Source organism: Pseudomonas sp. MF6396 (assembly GCF_002018915.1).
Classification (GTDB): domain Bacteria; phylum Pseudomonadota; class Gammaproteobacteria; order Pseudomonadales; family Pseudomonadaceae; genus Aquipseudomonas; species Aquipseudomonas palmensis.
Genome location: NZ_MVOK01000029.1, coordinates 66,257 through 79,979, shown reverse-complemented (window position 1 = coordinate 79,979; position 13,723 = coordinate 66,257). Strand labels below are relative to the sequence as shown.

Here is a 13,723-nt window from a genome sequence, read left to right as displayed (position 1 = left end):
CCGCCGATTCCCGAGCGCCCAGCCCCCGAGCCTGCCCCGCAGTACGCTGCGCCCGAGCCTATGGAAGTGCCTGCGCCGCAGTACGCCGCGCCCGAGCCGGTGATCGAGCCTGTACCGCAGTACAGCGCACCCGAGCCGGTGGTCGAGCCGCCTGCAGTGGTGCCGCCCGCACCTGTTGCGGCCACCGAGGTCGCCCTGCCTGTTCCCGAGGCCGCCCCGTCGGCGCCTGAAACCACCACCAAGGCCGGCTTCTTCGCCCGCCTCAAGCAGGGCCTGTCCAAGACCAGCGCCAGCATTGGCGAGGGCATGGCCAGCCTGTTCCTGGGCAAGAAGGTCATCGACGACGACCTGCTCGAAGAGATCGAGACCCGCCTGCTGACCGCCGACGTCGGCGTCGAGGCTACCTCGGTGATCGTGCAGAGCCTCACCCAGAAGGTCGCACGCAAGCAGCTGGCCGATGCCGATGCCCTGTACAAGTCGCTGCAGGGCGAGCTGACCGACCTGCTCAAGCCGGTCGAACAGCCGCTGAAGGTGCATGCCGCGAACAAGCCGTTCGTGATCCTGGTGGTCGGCGTCAACGGCGCCGGCAAGACCACCACCATCGGCAAGCTGGCGAAAAAGCTCCAGCTCGAAGGCAAGAAGGTCATGCTGGCCGCCGGCGACACCTTCCGTGCTGCCGCGGTGGAGCAGCTGCAGGTATGGGGCGAGCGCAACCAAATCCCGGTGATCGCCCAGCACACCGGCGCCGACTCCGCTTCGGTGATCTTCGACGCGGTGCAGGCGGCCAAGGCGCGCAACATCGACGTGCTGATCGCCGACACCGCCGGTCGCCTGCACACCAAAGACAACCTGATGGAAGAGCTGAAGAAGGTTCGCCGCGTGATCGGCAAGCTGGACGCCGACGCGCCGCACGAGGTGCTGCTGGTGCTGGACGCCGGCACCGGGCAGAACGCCATCAACCAGGCCAAGCACTTCAACCAGAGCGTGGAGCTCACCGGCCTGGCGCTGACCAAGCTCGACGGCACCGCCAAGGGCGGGGTGATCTTCGCCCTGGCCAAGCAGTTCGGCCTGCCGATCCGCTACATTGGTGTGGGCGAAGGCATCGATGACCTGCGCACCTTCGAAGCCGAGCCCTTCGTACAAGCCTTGTTTGCCGAGCGGGAGCCTTCATGATCCGATTCGAACAGGTCGCCAAGCGTTACCCTAACGGTCACGTTGGCCTGCATGAATTGAGTTTTCGGGTGCGTCGGGGCGAGTTCCTGTTCGTCACCGGCCATTCCGGCGCGGGCAAGAGCACCTTGCTGCGCCTGCTGCTGGCCATGGAGCGCCCGACCAGCGGCAAGTTGCTGCTGGCCGGCCAGGACCTTGGTCAGATCAGCAACGCGCAGATCCCGTTCCTGCGTCGCCAGATCGGCGTGGTGTTCCAGAACCACCAGTTGCTGTTCGACCGTACCGTGTTCAACAACGTCGCCCTGCCGCTGCAGATCCTGGGCCTGTCCAAGGTCGAGGTGGCCAAGCGTGTGGACGCGGCGCTGGAGCGTGTGGCCCTGTCGGACAAGGCCCAGCTGTTCCCCGGCGACCTGTCCACCGGCCAGCAGCAACGGGTGGGCATTGCGCGAGCCATCGTGCACCGTCCGGCCCTGTTGCTGGCGGATGAACCCACCGGCAACCTCGACCCGCGCCTGGCGGCCGAGATCATGGGTGTTTTCGAAGATATCAACCGCCTGGGCACCAGCGTGCTGATCGCCAGCCACGACCTGGCGCTGATCGCGCGCATGCGCCATCGCATGCTGACCCTGCAGCGCGGCCGCTTGATCGGCGATGGGGAGGCCGGGCAATGAGTGCAACACGTAGTCCCAAGGTGTCCGAGCGGGTGGCCCCTGCGGCAGCCGAGCCAAGCCCTCAGAAACAGAAAAAGCGCCGTGATGATGACGATGACGGCCCGGATTTCAGCACGCTGCTGCACGCCTGGCTGGAAAGCCATCGCTCCAGCCTGCTCGACAGCCTGCGTCGCCTGGGCAAGCAGCCGATCGGAAGCTTCTTCACCTGCCTGGTGATGGCCGTGGCCCTGAGCCTGCCGATGGGGCTGTCGCTGCTGCTGAGCAATGTCGAGCGCCTGGGCGGCTCGTGGCAGCGTGCAGCGCAGATTTCGCTGTACCTCAAACTTGACGCCAGCGTGAGCGAAGGCGAAGCCCTGCGTACCCAGATCAAGGGCATGCCGGGGGTGGCCGATGCCGAGTATGTCAGCCGTGAACAGGCCCTCGACGAGTTCCAGCAGCAGTCCGGGCTGGGCGAGGCCTTGCGCGAGCTGCCGGAGAACCCCTTGCCTGGCGTGGTCGTGGTGACCCCGGCCGAAGTCGACAAGCCAGCGCTGGAGGCCCTGCGCCAACGCCTGGCCGAACTGCCCAAGGTGGAACTGGCCCAGCTCGACCTGGTGTGGGTGGAGCGGCTGGCGGCGATCCTCAAGCTGGGTGATCGCTTTGTCTTCGGCCTGACCGTGCTGCTGGTGTCGGCGCTGCTGCTGGTCATCGGCAACACCATTCGCCTGCATATCGAGAACCGCCGTACCGAAATCGAGGTCATCAAGCTGGTGGGCGGTACCGATGCCTACGTGCGCCGGCCGTTCCTGTACATGGGCGCGCTGTATGGCCTGGGGGCAGGCGTACTGTCCTGGGGTGTGCTGGCGTTCGGCCTCAACTGGCTGGATGACGCGGTCGTCGGCCTGTCGGGTCTTTACGGCAGCGATTTCTCGCTGGCCGGGGTGCCGCCTGCCGATGGTCTGTCGCTCTTGCTTGGGGCGGTGCTGTTAGGGTATATCGGTGCTTGGATTGCGGTCGCTCGGCATCTGCGTGAGCTTGCACCGCGATAGTGTCTTCCAGCCGTCATTGACTATCGTGTATTTCGGGAACTTGTTTCGCGGTTCCCGGTCAATGGTGGCAGTGCCTGATGGCACAATTCAGTGAGTCGGAGGTTTTTTCGTATGACCACTTCGTTGCAACCTGCCTATGCCTTGGTCCCGGGTGCGAACCTGGAGGCCTATGTGCACACGGTCAACAGCATTCCATTGCTGACGCCCGAGCAGGAGCGTGAACTGGCCGAGAGTCTCTACTATGAGCAGGATCTGGGGGCGGCTCGGCAGATGGTGCTCGCCCACCTGCGTTTTGTCGTACATATCGCGCGTAGCTATTCGGGCTACGGGCTGGCCCAGGCCGACCTGATTCAGGAAGGCAACGTTGGCCTGATGAAAGCGGTCAAGCGTTTCAACCCCGAGATGGGTGTGCGCCTGGTGTCCTTTGCCGTGCACTGGATCAAGGCCGAAATTCACGAATTCATCCTGCGCAACTGGCGCATCGTCAAGGTCGCGACCACCAAGGCGCAGCGCAAGCTGTTCTTCAACCTGCGCAGCCAGAAGAAGCGTCTGGCCTGGCTGAACAACGATGAAGTGCATCGTGTGGCCGAAAGCCTGGGGGTGGAGCCGCGTGAAGTGCGCGAGATGGAAAGCCGCCTGACCGGTCAGGACATGGCCTTCGACCCGGCCAGCGAGGCGGACGACGACAGCGCGTTCCAGTCGCCGGCCAACTACCTCGAAGACCACCGTTACGACCCGGCACGTCAGCTGGAGGATGCGGACTGGAGCGACAGCTCCTCGAACAACCTGCACGAGGCGCTGCAAGGCCTGGACGACCGTAGCCGCGACATCCTGTACCAGCGCTGGCTGGCCGAAGAGAAGGCCACGCTGCATGACCTGGCGGCCAAGTACAGCGTGTCGGCCGAGCGTATCCGGCAGCTGGAGAAGAATGCGATGAACAAGGTCAAAGCCCTGATCGCTGCCTGATCTGCGGGACCCTGAGGGCCCCTTCACCGGCAAGGCCGGCTCCTACAACAATCCCTGTAGGAGCCGGCCTTGCCGGCGAAGGGGCCCTCTTTGTTTCAGTTGGCCCAGGGCGCCTTGCGCGGCTCATCCAGTTGCACCAGGTAGCCGCTGCCGCCCAGCTGGCTCATCTGCTGACGAATCCACGCCGCCCGTCGCGCCACATAGCTGCTGGGCCGGCTTGCGCTCCAGTTGCGCGGGCTGGGCAGTACCGCCGCCAACAGGCCGGCCTGCTGGCGCGTCAGCTTGCTCGCATCGGTACCGAAGTGATGGCGGGCCGCTGCCTGGGCGCCGAATACGCCGTCATCCCACTCGGCGCTGTTGAGGTACACCTCCAGGATGCGCTCCTTGGACCACAGCAGCTCGATCAGTGCGGTAAACCATGCCTCCAGCCCTTTGCGCAGCCAGCTGCGGCCTGCCCACAGGAACTGGTTCTTGGCCACCTGCTGACTCAGCGTGCTGGCGCCGCGAAGCGTGCCACCACGCTCGTTGTGTGCCAGTGCGGCCTGGATGGCATTGAAGTCGAAACCCCAGTGCCCGGCGAACTTCTGGTCCTCGCCGGCAATCACCGCCACCTTCAGTTCATCGGAGATCTCGCCCCATGGGCGCCAGTCGCGTTGCAGGTCGATGGGCTGGCCGTCGACCCACGATTCCACCTTGCGCTCGACCATCAGCATGGTGCCCGGCGGCGGTACCCAGCGAAACAGCAGCACCAGCAACACGCTGGCAACGGCGAACCAGAGCAGGGCGCGGGTGAGGCGGCGGATCAGGGATGAAAGCATAGAGATGGCTTGGCCGAACCGAATGAGCGGGCCATTATACAGACCCTGTGCCCCCAAGGAGTCTTGCGCATGCTTCGCAGCTTTCTGTTGCTCGCCGCCTTTTTCGGCTTTACCGGCGTGGCCCTCGGTGCCTTCGCCGCCCATGGCCTCAAGGGCCGCCTGAGCCAGGAGTACCTGGCGATCTTCCATACCGGCGTCACCTACCAGCTGGTGCACGCCCTGGCCCTGCTGGGCGTGGCAGTGCTCTGGGCGCACCTGCCCGGGCGACTCACGGCCTGGGCCGGTGGTCTGTTCTGCCTGGGCATCGTGCTGTTTTCCGGTAGCCTGTACCTGTTGACCCTGAGTGGCATCGGCAAGCTCGGCATCATCACCCCTTTTGGCGGCCTGGCCTTCCTCGGCGGCTGGCTGTGCCTGGGCCTGGCGGCCTGGCGCCTGGGTTGACCCGCGGGTCCGGATCGAGACGAATGGCGCCGCTTGGCCTTGGGTTCAGCCCCGGATAGGGGCTAGAATGCGGGCCCCTAAAAACAATGGCGGCCGTGCGCATGCGCATTCAACTGAACGGTGAACCTTTCGAATTGCCCGACGGCGAAAGCGTCGCGGCCCTGCTGACCCGGCTCGACCTCGCAGGTCGCCGGGTGGCGGTGGAGCTGAACCTGGACATCGTGCCGCGCAGCCAGCACGACGCCACCGCCCTGCGCGAAGGCGACCAGGTCGAGGTGGTTCACGCCATCGGCGGCGGCTAGGCCCACGCGCTTCACCTGCAAGTCCCTCAACCTTCAAGAGGATTACCGATGAGCAATGTTCGTAGCGACAAGCCCTTCACGCTGGCCGGTCGTACCTTCCAGTCTCGCCTGCTGGTCGGTACCGGCAAGTACCGCGACATGGAAGAAACCCGCCTGGCCATCGAGGCCTCGGGTGCCGAGATCGTCACCGTCGCCGTGCGCCGCACCAACCTGGGCCAGAACCCGGGCGAGCCGAACCTGCTCGACGTGCTGCCACCGGACCGCTACACCATCCTGCCGAACACCGCCGGCTGCTACGACGCGGTCGAGGCCGTGCGCACCTGCCGCCTGGCCCGCGAACTGCTCGACGGGCACAACCTGGTCAAGCTCGAAGTGCTGGCCGACCAGAAGACGCTGTTCCCCAACGTGATCGAAACTATCAAGGCCGCCGAAGTGCTGGTCAAGGACGGTTTCGACGTGATGGTCTACACCAGCGACGACCCGATCATCGCGCGTCAGCTGGCCGAAATCGGCTGCATCGCGGTCATGCCGCTGGCAGGCCTGATCGGTACGGGCCTGGGCATCTGCAACCCGTACAACCTGCGCATCATTCTCGAGGAATCGAAAGTGCCGGTGCTGGTCGATGCCGGTGTGGGTACCGCGTCGGACGCCACCATTGCCATGGAAATGGGCTGCGAGGCAGTGCTGATGAATTCCGCCATCGCCCATGCCGAACAACCGGTGATGATGGCCGAAGCCATGAAGCACGCCATCGTGGCAGGCCGCCTGGCCTACCTGGCCGGCCGCATGCCGAAAAAACTCTATGCCAGCGCCTCGTCGCCGCTGGATGGTCTGATCAAGTAAGAGCCCCTGATGACTGAATCGCAAGAATCGCCGATCACCGCCGAAGGCGAAGAACGCCAACACCGCCGCATCAAGAGTTTCGTGATGCGTGCCGGGCGCATGACCGAAGGCCAGCAGCGCGGCCTGGACCAGGGCGCGCCGCTGTTCGTGCTGCCACTGGCCGACAGCCCGGTGGATTACGACCAGGTGTTCGGCCGTTCGGCGCCGCGCACCCTGGAGATCGGCTTCGGCATGGGCCATTCCCTGCTGGAGATGGCTGCCGCCGCGCCCGAGCAGGACTTCATCGGTGTCGAAGTGCACCGCCCGGGCGTGGGCGCGCTGCTCAATGGCGTGCTGACCCAGGGCCTGCAGAACCTGCGGGTGTATGACTGCGATGCCATCGAAGTGCTGAACAAGTGCGTGGCCGACAACAGCCTGGACCGCCTGATGCTGTTCTTCCCGGACCCGTGGCACAAGAGCCGTCACCACAAGCGTCGCATCGTGCAGCCGGAATTTGCCGAGCTGGTGCGCAGCAAGCTGAAGGTGGGCGGCGTGTTCCACATGGCGACCGACTGGGAACCGTACGCCGAGTACATGCTGGAAGTGATGAATGTCGCGCCGGGGTACAGGAACCTGGCCGAAGACGGCAAGTGCGTACCTCGCCCTGCCGAGCGTCCGATCACCAAGTTCGAACGCCGTGGCGAGCGCCTGGGGCATGGGGTGTGGGATCTGAAGTTCGAGAAGCTGGCTTAAGACCGCATCACGGCCATTCGCCGGCAAGGCCGGCTCCTACAGATTCAGCGAGATCCTGTAGGAGCCAGCCTTGCTGGCGATGCTTCTAGCGGCGGTCTGCGACCACGCCAAGCAACACCAGCACCACCAGCAGCACCGGCGCCAGTGCATAGTTGTTGAACTGGCTCAGCCCGCGTACCACCCACGGCGTGGCATAGATCAACGCCGCACCACTGCCGATCAGCACCAGCAGGGCCATGAACGGCACGCGCAACGCACCTGCCAGCCCGCCCAGGCGCTGTTCGACCCAGCCCTTGATGTCGGTGCCGAACAACACCAGCAAACAGCCTACAAGCGCCAGAGAGATCTCCGACAGGTTACTGCGGCTCCAGCGGGAGACGGTCGAGAGCAGGTCGAGTACCAGGTCCATTCGCTATCCTTAGGTCAAGAAATACTGCAGCAGGTCGTTGAGAAACAGCTGGCCCCGCGGTGTCGCCACCAGCCGCGTCGGTTCGACCTGCAAAAGGCCCTTTTGTTCGGCTTCACGGCGCGCAGCCGCCAGTTGTTCCAGCGGCAGGCCGGTACGCTGCGCGAACAGCGCGGCCTCCACGCCCTCGGTCAGGCGCAGGGCGTTCATCAGGAACTCGAACGGCAGTTCGTCCACCGCCAGCAGCTTGTCGCCCGCCTTGAACGCCTTGGCCGGGTTCAGGTAGTCCTTGGGCAGCCGGGTCTTCCAGGTGCGCACGATGCGCCCGTCCGGGTGGCTGAGCTTGCCGTGGGCACCGGCGCCGATGCCGATGAAGTCGCCAAAGCTCCAGTAGTTGAGGTTGTGCCGCGCCGGGCGCCCTGGCTGGGCGTAGGCCGACACTTCGTACTGGCGGTAGCCGTGCTCGGCCATCAGCGCCTGCCCGGCCTCCTGGATATCCCACAGGATGTCGTCCTCGGGCAGCAGCGGCGGCTGGTTCCAGAACACCGTGTTCGGCTCCAGGGTCAACTGGTACCACGACAGGTGGGTAGGGTTGAGCGCGATGGCCTGGCGCAGGTCGCCCAGCGCATCGTCCAGCGACTGGTCGGGCAGGCCGTGCATCAGGTCCAGGTTGAAGTTGTCGAACCCCGCCGCACGCGCCATGCCGGCCGCACGAACCGCCTCGTCACCGTTGTGGATGCGCCCCAGCGCCTGGAGCTTGGCCTGCTGGAAGCTCTGCACGCCGATCGACAGGCGATTGATGCCCAGTTGCCGGTAGGCCTTGAACTTCTCCTGCTCGAAGGTCCCGGGGTTGGCCTCCAGGGTGATCTCGATGTCGGCGGCGAACGGGATGCGTTGCTCCACGCCCGCCAGCAGGCGGCCCAGCGCACGGGCACTGAACAGGCTCGGGGTACCGCCGCCAAAGAAGATCGAGCTGATCGGTCGCCCGTACACCGCGCCCAGCTCCTGGTCGAGGTCGGCGAGCAGGGCGTCGACGTAGGCCTCTTCCGGCAGCTGCGGGGTGGCGGCATGGGAGTTGAAGTCGCAGTACGGGCATTTGCGCACGCACCACGGGATATGGATGTACAGCGACAGCGGCGGCAGCTGCGCGAGTGCCGCCCGTGGTGCGTTGGAGCTGAAGCCAGCCTCGCCCAGATGCAGTGGCTGTGCCGGCGTGCGGTCGGTCATTGCAGGCCCAGGCGCTGACGCAGCAGGCTCATGGCGCGGGCGCGGTGGCTGATCTGGTTCTTGTCGGCGGGGCTCAGCTCGGCGCTGGAGCAGTCGCGCTCCGGTACCCAGAACAGCGGGTCGTAGCCAAAGCCGTGGGCACCGCTGGCCTGGTGCAGGATGCGCCCATGCCACAGGCCCTCGCACAGGATCGGCAGCGGGTCGTCGGCATGGCGTACCAGCGCCAGCACGCATACGAACTGCGCGCCGCGCTCGGCGTCCGGCACGTCCTTGAGTACCTCGAGCAACTTGGCGTTGTTTGCCGCGTCGCCCTGGCCATCGGCGTAGCGCGCCGAGTAGATGCCCGGCGCACCACCGAGAAAGTCCACCGCCAGGCCCGAGTCGTCGGCCAGGGCCGGCAGCCCGGAGATACGTGCGGCATTGCGCGCCTTGAGGATGGCGTTCTCGACGAACGACAGGCCGGTTTCCTCCGGCTCGACGCTGCTGAATTCGCCAATCGAACGCAGTTGCACGGTGTCACCGAGCATGGCCTGCAGTTCCTTGAGTTTGCCGGCGTTGTGGCTGGCCAATACGAGTTGCTGGATGTTCATCATTCGCCTGGGAAGAGCTCTTGGTTGAAACTGATGGTCTCGGTCTTGCCACCAATTGCAACATTGATCGTGAAGGTGCGGGTTTCCTGCTGCTCCACCGGGAACTGGGCGATGTAGTAGATCGCGCCCTGTTCGGTGATCTGCTTGAAGCTGAGCGGCACCGTGCGGCTGCTCAGGTCCTTGACGCTACCGCTGACCTGGGTCACCTGCGGCTTGCCGGCCTTGATCACCGACACATTGATCACGCCCTGGTTCTTGCTGCGCACCAGTTGCGCCGCCTTGGCGATGTCCGGCTGCAGGAAGGTGGAGATGAAGGTGCTGTAGTGCACCGTGGTGTCACCGAAGACTTCCTTGCGCTCGCCCTTGATCGCATCGGCAGCAAGCGCCGTCGTGCTCAGGCAGGCAACCAGTAAAAAGCTCAACAAGCGACCCATGATCTGTCTCCTCCAGTGTGGGTTGTTCAAACCGCGACCTTGTGTTCCTGCAGGCCCGGGCTGCTGACACGGTAAATGCCGATCTCCCCTAGAAGATTAGGCCATAGCTTGCTCGCCCACCCATGCCGGTGCATATGGTCGACCGCCAGGCGGTCGAGCACCTGGGCGCGACGTTCGCTGCACAGCGCCTCGAAATCCTCGAAGGTGCAGAAGTGGATGTTCGGCGTGTTGTACCAGGTATACGGCATGAAGTCCGACACTGGCATGCGACCCTTGGTCGCCAGGTACCAGCGGCAGCGCCAGTGGCCGAAGTTGGGGAAGGTGATGATGCACTGGCGGCCCACGCGCAGCATTTCGTCGAGGATCCGGTCGGGGTACTCCACGGCCTGCAGGGCCTGGGTCATGACCACCACGTCGAAGCTGTTGCTGGCGAAGTTGCCCAGGCCCTTGTCCAGGTCCTGCTCGATGACGTTGACGCCCTTGGCCACGCACTGGGCGATGTTGTCGGGGTCGATTTCCAGGCCGTAGCCAGCCACCTGCTTGGTGTCACGCAGCGAGGCGAGCAGCTCGCCAGTACCGCAACCGAGGTCGAGTACCCGGCTGCCGGCGGGGATCCAGTCTTGGATGATTTCCAGGTCGGCTCTCATGGGGTCCTCAGCAGACGATGCGGTTCATGTAGTTCGTGAATCCCGTGATGTAGCGCGGGGTCGGGATCAGGAAGGCATCGTGGCCATACGGCGAGTCGATATCCAGGTAGCACACGTTCTTGCGCGCGGCGATCAGCGCATCGACGATCTCCCGCGAGCGCGCCGGCGAGAAACGCCAGTCGGTGGTGAACGACATCACGCAGTAGTCGGCGGTGACGTGGGCCAGGGTCGCGGCCAGGTCGCCGCCGTGGCTGGCGGCGGGGTCGAAGTAGTCCAGCGCCTTGGTCATCAGCAGGTAGGTGTTGGCATCGAAACGCCCGGAGAACTCCTCGCCCTGGTAGCGCAGGTAGCTTTCGACCTGGAACTCGACGCTGTGAAAGTCGTAGTTGAGCTTGTCGCTCTTGAGCTCGCGGCCGAATTTCTCGCCCATCGAGTCATCCGACAGGTAGGTGATGTGCCCGACCATGCGCGCCAGCATCAGCCCGCGCTTGGGGATCACGCCTTCGGCCTGGAACGAGCCGCCGTGGAACTCGGGGTCGGTGAGGATGGCCTGGCGCGCCACTTCGTTGAAGGCGATGTTCTGCGCCGACAGCTTGGGTGCCGAGGCGATGTCCAGGCAGTGGCGCACGCGGTCGGGGTAGGTGATGGTCCATTGCAGCGCCTGCATGCCGCCCAGGCTGCCGCCCACCACGGCGGCCCACTGGCCGATGCCCAGGCGATCGGCCAGGCGCGCCTGGCTGTGCACCCAGTCTTCCACGGTGAGTACCGGGAAGTCGGCGCCGTAGGGCTGGCCGGTGGCCGGGTTGACGCTGCTGGGGCCGGTGCTGCCGTTGCAGCCGCCGAGATTGTTCAGGCTGACCACGAAGAAGCGGTTGGTATCGATCGGCTTGCCCGGCCCGATGCAGCTGTCCCACCAGCCCGGCTTGCGGTCGTCGGGGCTGTGGTAGCCGGCGGCATGGTGATGCCCGGACAGGGCATGGCAGATCAGCACGGCATTGCTGGCCGCGCTGTTGAGGGTACCGTAGGTTTCAAAGACCAGCTCGTAGCTGGCCAGCGAGCGACCGCAGGCCAGGGCCAGGGGCTCATCGAATCGCGCCAGTTGCGGTACTACCAGACCGACCGAATCTTCGGGAAAGACAGTGGACATCGACCCTGCTCACGCTTGAATGAGGCGTAAGTCTAAAGACCGCCACCCCCAGCGGCAAGCAACATGGCGCGGCTTGCGGCCGGGGGCGGTGCGGGTCAGATCATGCGGAACAGTTCCTGCGGCATTCCGGCGTAGGCGGCCAGCGGCGGCATCACGAACGACTGGATCACCTGGATCGCCAGGAAGGCGAAGATCGGCGAAATATCCAGGCCTCCGAGGTTGGGCACCAGCTTGCGAAACGGTGCCAGCACCGGCTCGCTGATCTGGTAGGCCAGCTCGGCGGCGGGGTTGTGGCTGCCGGGGGCGATCCACGACACGATCACCATCACGATCATCGCGACCCAGAAGATCTTCAGGAACAGCGAGGTGACGCCGATGACGGCCCACATCAGCAGGTGCGGGATGTCGCCGAAGGTGCCGTAGGTGACCATCAGCACGAACGCCATCAACAGCGCCTGGATCACGATCGACAGGATCAGCGATGAGGTGTCCAGCCCGAACACGCTGGGGATGACGCGCCGGATCGGCTTGAGCAGCGGCTGGGTGGCGCGCACCGCGAACTGGCTGAGCGGGTTGTAGAAGTTGGCCTTTACCAGCTGCAGCACGAAGCGCAGCAGCACGATGACCAGGTACAGGCTGACCAGTGTTTGCACCACGAAGATCGCGGCGCCCGAAAGTGCATTCATGCAGAGCTCCTTAGTTGCCCAGTTGTTCGGCCATTTCGGCCGAGCGGTGCGCCGCGGCGCCCAGTGCTTTTTCTACCAGCGCCTCGAACCCGTTGGCCTGGAACGACTTGATCGCCGCCTCGGTGGTGCCATTGGGGGAGGTGACGCGCCGGCGCAGTTCGCTGGCCTCGACATCGCTGGCCACGGCCATGTGCGCCGCGCCCAGGGCGGTTTGCAGGGTCAGCCGAGAGGCGACGTCGCGGGGCAGGCCGAGTTTTTCGCCGGCTGCGGTCATCGCCTCGATCAGCAGGAAGAAGTACGCCGGGCCGCTACCGGATACCGCGGTCACTGCATCCAGTTGCTGTTCGCTGTCGACCCACAGGGCCACGCCCACTGCCGAGAGCAGTTGCTCGGCTTCGGCGCGTTGTTCGGCCGATACCTGCTCGGTGGCGTACAGGCCGCTGACGCCCTGGCGCAGCAGCGCCGGGGTGTTGGGCATGCAGCGTACCAGCGGTTGCTCGCCCAGCCAGTTGCGCAGGCTGGCGCAGGTGATGCCGGCGGCAATCGACACCACCAGCTGGTTGGGCTTGAGGCTTGGCTTGAGCGCCTGGCACACCGCCTTCATGGCTTGCGGCTTGACCGCGATCAGCACCACGTCGGCGCCATCGACGGCCTGGGCGTTGTCTTCGAACAGCTGGATGCCGTGTTCGGCGTGCACCCTGGCGCGCGTCTCGGCACCCGGGTCGCTGGCGCGGATCTGCGCGGCGTCCACACCCTGGGCGCGCAAGCCGCCGATCAGGCTGGCGGCCATGTTGCCGGCGCCGATGAAGGCAATTCGAGTCTTGCTCATGTCAGGTCCTTGGTTGAAGAAGGTGAACGATGCATGGGTCAGGCCTGGCCGTAGTCGCGGGCACCGAACAGGGCGGTGCCGATGCGCACCCAGGTTGCGCCCTGGGCAATCGCTGCTTCCAGGTCGTGGCTCATGCCCATCGACAGGGTGTCCAGGCCCAGGTTCAGGCTGTCCTGCAATTGGCGTACACGGGCGAATGCCGCCGCCTGGGCGGCCGGGTCGTCGGTGGGTTCGGGAATCGCCATCAGGCCGCGCAGCTTCAGGTGCGGCAGCGCCGCGATGGCCTGGGCCAGCGCCGGCAGCTCGTCGGGGTTGCAGCCCGATTTGCTGGCCTCGCCGCTGACGTTGACCTGCACGCACACATTCAGTGCGGGCAGCCCGGCAGGGCGTTGTTCGCTGAGGCGTTGTGCGATTTTCAGTCGGTCCACCGAATGTACCCAGTCGAAGTGCTCGGCGATTGCTCGCGTCTTGTTCGATTGAATGGGGCCGATGAAGTGCCAGGTCAAGGGCAGGTCGGTCAATTCGAGCTGCTTGGCCAGGGCTTCCTGCAAGTAGTTTTCGCCCACGTCGCGCACGCCGGCCGCATACACTTCGCGTATCGCGGCAGCCGGCTTGGTCTTGCTCACGGCCAGCAGGCGGACCTGCCCGGGGTCACGCCCGGCGGCCTGTGCAGCGCTGCGGATGCGGTCGGCAAGCGTGGAAAGGTTGTCTGCTATGGTGGACATGGATCAACGCCAGCGGCTGTTCGGGTCTGCGGCATTCTACCTGCTTGGCGATGTTTGGGGA

Annotated in this window: 18 protein-coding genes; 8 read left to right on the top strand and 10 right to left on the bottom strand. The window is 65.2% G+C overall.

Annotated features, from left to right (window positions below; all coding sequences use genetic code 11):
* The 4 genes from ftsY to rpoH form a co-directional block, all read left to right on the top strand.
* Nucleotides 1-1,173 (top strand): signal recognition particle-docking protein FtsY (gene ftsY / locus MF6396_RS23770; protein WP_078481698.1); only part of this gene is annotated, 1,173 nt, incomplete at its 5' end.
* Nucleotides 1,170-1,841 (top strand): cell division ATP-binding protein FtsE, encoded by a 672-nt coding sequence (gene ftsE / locus MF6396_RS23765; protein ID WP_043860122.1) that lies wholly within the window; start codon nucleotides 1,170-1,172, stop codon nucleotides 1,839-1,841. The genes ftsY and ftsE, both read left to right, overlap by 4 nt.
* Nucleotides 1,838-2,869 carry a permease-like cell division protein FtsX gene (ftsX, locus tag MF6396_RS23760; RefSeq protein ID WP_043860123.1) on the top strand — a complete coding sequence of 344 codons (1,032 nt, stop codon included), beginning with the start codon at nucleotides 1,838-1,840 and terminating at the stop codon, nucleotides 2,867-2,869. Before ftsE ends, ftsX begins: the two co-directional genes overlap by 4 nt.
* 111 nt (nucleotides 2,870-2,980) lie before the next feature.
* Nucleotides 2,981-3,835 carry an RNA polymerase sigma factor RpoH gene (gene rpoH / locus MF6396_RS23755; protein ID WP_043860124.1) on the top strand — a complete coding sequence of 285 codons (855 nt, stop codon included), beginning with the start codon at nucleotides 2,981-2,983 and terminating at the stop codon, nucleotides 3,833-3,835.
* A gap of 95 nt (nucleotides 3,836-3,930) precedes the next feature.
* Here the strand turns inward: rpoH and mtgA are convergent, their stop codons facing one another.
* Nucleotides 3,931-4,653: a monofunctional biosynthetic peptidoglycan transglycosylase gene (gene mtgA, locus MF6396_RS23750; protein WP_078481696.1), complete on the bottom strand. Its 723-nt coding sequence runs from the start codon at nucleotides 4,651-4,653 to the stop codon at nucleotides 3,931-3,933.
* Between the two features lie 69 nt (nucleotides 4,654-4,722).
* On the opposite strand from mtgA, the gene MF6396_RS23745 reads away from it, so the two are divergent.
* The 4 genes from MF6396_RS23745 (at nucleotide 4,723) to trmB (ending at nucleotide 6,971) form a co-directional block, all read left to right on the top strand.
* The gene (locus MF6396_RS23745; RefSeq protein ID WP_043860126.1) at nucleotides 4,723-5,094 is read left to right on the top strand and encodes a DUF423 domain-containing protein; all 372 of its coding nucleotides are present in this window, start codon (nucleotides 4,723-4,725) and stop codon (nucleotides 5,092-5,094) included.
* A gap of 101 nt (nucleotides 5,095-5,195) precedes the next feature.
* Nucleotides 5,196-5,396, top strand: coding sequence for a sulfur carrier protein ThiS (gene thiS, locus MF6396_RS23740; RefSeq protein WP_043860147.1), 201 nt, complete (start codon nucleotides 5,196-5,198; stop codon nucleotides 5,394-5,396).
* Nucleotides 5,397-5,444: 48 nt separating this feature from the next.
* Nucleotides 5,445-6,239: a thiazole synthase gene (locus MF6396_RS23735; RefSeq protein ID WP_043860127.1), complete on the top strand. Its 795-nt coding sequence runs from the start codon at nucleotides 5,445-5,447 to the stop codon at nucleotides 6,237-6,239.
* Nucleotides 6,240-6,248: 9 nt separating this feature from the next.
* Nucleotides 6,249-6,971 carry a tRNA (guanosine(46)-N7)-methyltransferase TrmB gene (gene trmB / locus MF6396_RS23730; protein ID WP_043860128.1) on the top strand — a complete coding sequence of 241 codons (723 nt, stop codon included), beginning with the start codon at nucleotides 6,249-6,251 and terminating at the stop codon, nucleotides 6,969-6,971.
* A gap of 85 nt (nucleotides 6,972-7,056) precedes the next feature.
* Here the strand turns inward: trmB and MF6396_RS23725 are convergent, their stop codons facing one another.
* The 9 genes from MF6396_RS23725 to MF6396_RS23685 all read right to left on the bottom strand — a co-directional run bounded on the left by MF6396_RS23725 (nucleotide 7,057) and on the right by MF6396_RS23685 (nucleotide 13,662).
* Nucleotides 7,057-7,380 (bottom strand): DUF3392 family protein, encoded by a 324-nt coding sequence (locus MF6396_RS23725; protein ID WP_043860129.1) that lies wholly within the window; start codon nucleotides 7,378-7,380, stop codon nucleotides 7,057-7,059.
* A gap of 9 nt (nucleotides 7,381-7,389) precedes the next feature.
* Complete coding sequence (gene hemW / locus MF6396_RS23720) at nucleotides 7,390-8,604, bottom strand: radical SAM family heme chaperone HemW (protein ID WP_043860130.1); 1,215 nt, start codon at nucleotides 8,602-8,604, stop codon at nucleotides 7,390-7,392.
* Nucleotides 8,601-9,197 carry an RdgB/HAM1 family non-canonical purine NTP pyrophosphatase gene (gene rdgB / locus MF6396_RS23715; protein ID WP_043860131.1) on the bottom strand — a complete coding sequence of 199 codons (597 nt, stop codon included), beginning with the start codon at nucleotides 9,195-9,197 and terminating at the stop codon, nucleotides 8,601-8,603. Before rdgB ends, hemW begins: the two co-directional genes overlap by 4 nt.
* Nucleotides 9,194-9,628: a DUF4426 domain-containing protein gene (locus MF6396_RS23710; protein WP_043860132.1), complete on the bottom strand. Its 435-nt coding sequence runs from the start codon at nucleotides 9,626-9,628 to the stop codon at nucleotides 9,194-9,196. The genes rdgB and MF6396_RS23710 overlap by 4 nt, the downstream gene beginning before the upstream one ends.
* A 26-nt stretch (nucleotides 9,629-9,654) precedes the next feature.
* Nucleotides 9,655-10,275, bottom strand: a complete 621-nt coding sequence (metW, locus tag MF6396_RS23705; RefSeq protein ID WP_043860133.1) for a methionine biosynthesis protein MetW — start codon at nucleotides 10,273-10,275, stop codon at nucleotides 9,655-9,657.
* 7 nt (nucleotides 10,276-10,282) lie between these two features.
* A complete protein-coding gene (gene metX / locus MF6396_RS23700) occupies nucleotides 10,283-11,422 on the bottom strand; it encodes a homoserine O-succinyltransferase MetX (RefSeq protein WP_043860134.1) in 1,140 nt (379 codons plus the stop codon).
* Between the two features lie 95 nt (nucleotides 11,423-11,517).
* The gene (locus tag MF6396_RS23695) at nucleotides 11,518-12,108 is read right to left on the bottom strand and encodes a YggT family protein (RefSeq protein WP_054915542.1); all 591 of its coding nucleotides are present in this window, start codon (nucleotides 12,106-12,108) and stop codon (nucleotides 11,518-11,520) included.
* 10 nt (nucleotides 12,109-12,118) lie between these two features.
* Nucleotides 12,119-12,937: a pyrroline-5-carboxylate reductase gene (gene proC, locus MF6396_RS23690; protein WP_043860136.1), complete on the bottom strand. Its 819-nt coding sequence runs from the start codon at nucleotides 12,935-12,937 to the stop codon at nucleotides 12,119-12,121.
* 38 nt (nucleotides 12,938-12,975) lie between these two features.
* Nucleotides 12,976-13,662 (bottom strand): YggS family pyridoxal phosphate-dependent enzyme, encoded by a 687-nt coding sequence (locus MF6396_RS23685; RefSeq protein WP_054915543.1) that lies wholly within the window; start codon nucleotides 13,660-13,662, stop codon nucleotides 12,976-12,978.
* Nucleotides 13,663-13,723: the final 61 nt, after the last annotated feature.

Coding starts and splice junctions, on each gene's coding strand:
- ftsE (WP_043860122.1), top strand. CDS start 1,170: ATGATCCGATTCGAACAGGTCGCCAAGCGTTACCCTAACGGTCACGTT.
- ftsX (WP_043860123.1), top strand. CDS start 1,838: ATGAGTGCAACACGTAGTCCCAAGGTGTCCGAGCGGGTGGCCCCTGCG.
- rpoH (WP_043860124.1), top strand. CDS start 2,981: ATGACCACTTCGTTGCAACCTGCCTATGCCTTGGTCCCGGGTGCGAAC.
- mtgA (WP_078481696.1), bottom strand. CDS start 4,653: ATGCTTTCATCCCTGATCCGCCGCCTCACCCGCGCCCTGCTCTGGTTC.
- MF6396_RS23745 (WP_043860126.1), top strand. CDS start 4,723: ATGCTTCGCAGCTTTCTGTTGCTCGCCGCCTTTTTCGGCTTTACCGGC.
- thiS (WP_043860147.1), top strand. CDS start 5,196: ATGCGCATTCAACTGAACGGTGAACCTTTCGAATTGCCCGACGGCGAA.
- MF6396_RS23735 (WP_043860127.1), top strand. CDS start 5,445: ATGAGCAATGTTCGTAGCGACAAGCCCTTCACGCTGGCCGGTCGTACC.
- trmB (WP_043860128.1), top strand. CDS start 6,249: ATGACTGAATCGCAAGAATCGCCGATCACCGCCGAAGGCGAAGAACGC.
- MF6396_RS23725 (WP_043860129.1), bottom strand. CDS start 7,380: ATGGACCTGGTACTCGACCTGCTCTCGACCGTCTCCCGCTGGAGCCGC.
- hemW (WP_043860130.1), bottom strand. CDS start 8,604: ATGACCGACCGCACGCCGGCACAGCCACTGCATCTGGGCGAGGCTGGC.
- rdgB (WP_043860131.1), bottom strand. CDS start 9,197: ATGATGAACATCCAGCAACTCGTATTGGCCAGCCACAACGCCGGCAAA.
- MF6396_RS23710 (WP_043860132.1), bottom strand. CDS start 9,628: ATGGGTCGCTTGTTGAGCTTTTTACTGGTTGCCTGCCTGAGCACGACG.
- metW (WP_043860133.1), bottom strand. CDS start 10,275: ATGAGAGCCGACCTGGAAATCATCCAAGACTGGATCCCCGCCGGCAGC.
- metX (WP_043860134.1), bottom strand. CDS start 11,422: ATGTCCACTGTCTTTCCCGAAGATTCGGTCGGTCTGGTAGTACCGCAA.
- MF6396_RS23695 (WP_054915542.1), bottom strand. CDS start 12,108: ATGAATGCACTTTCGGGCGCCGCGATCTTCGTGGTGCAAACACTGGTC.
- proC (WP_043860136.1), bottom strand. CDS start 12,937: ATGAGCAAGACTCGAATTGCCTTCATCGGCGCCGGCAACATGGCCGCC.
- MF6396_RS23685 (WP_054915543.1), bottom strand. CDS start 13,662: ATGTCCACCATAGCAGACAACCTTTCCACGCTTGCCGACCGCATCCGC.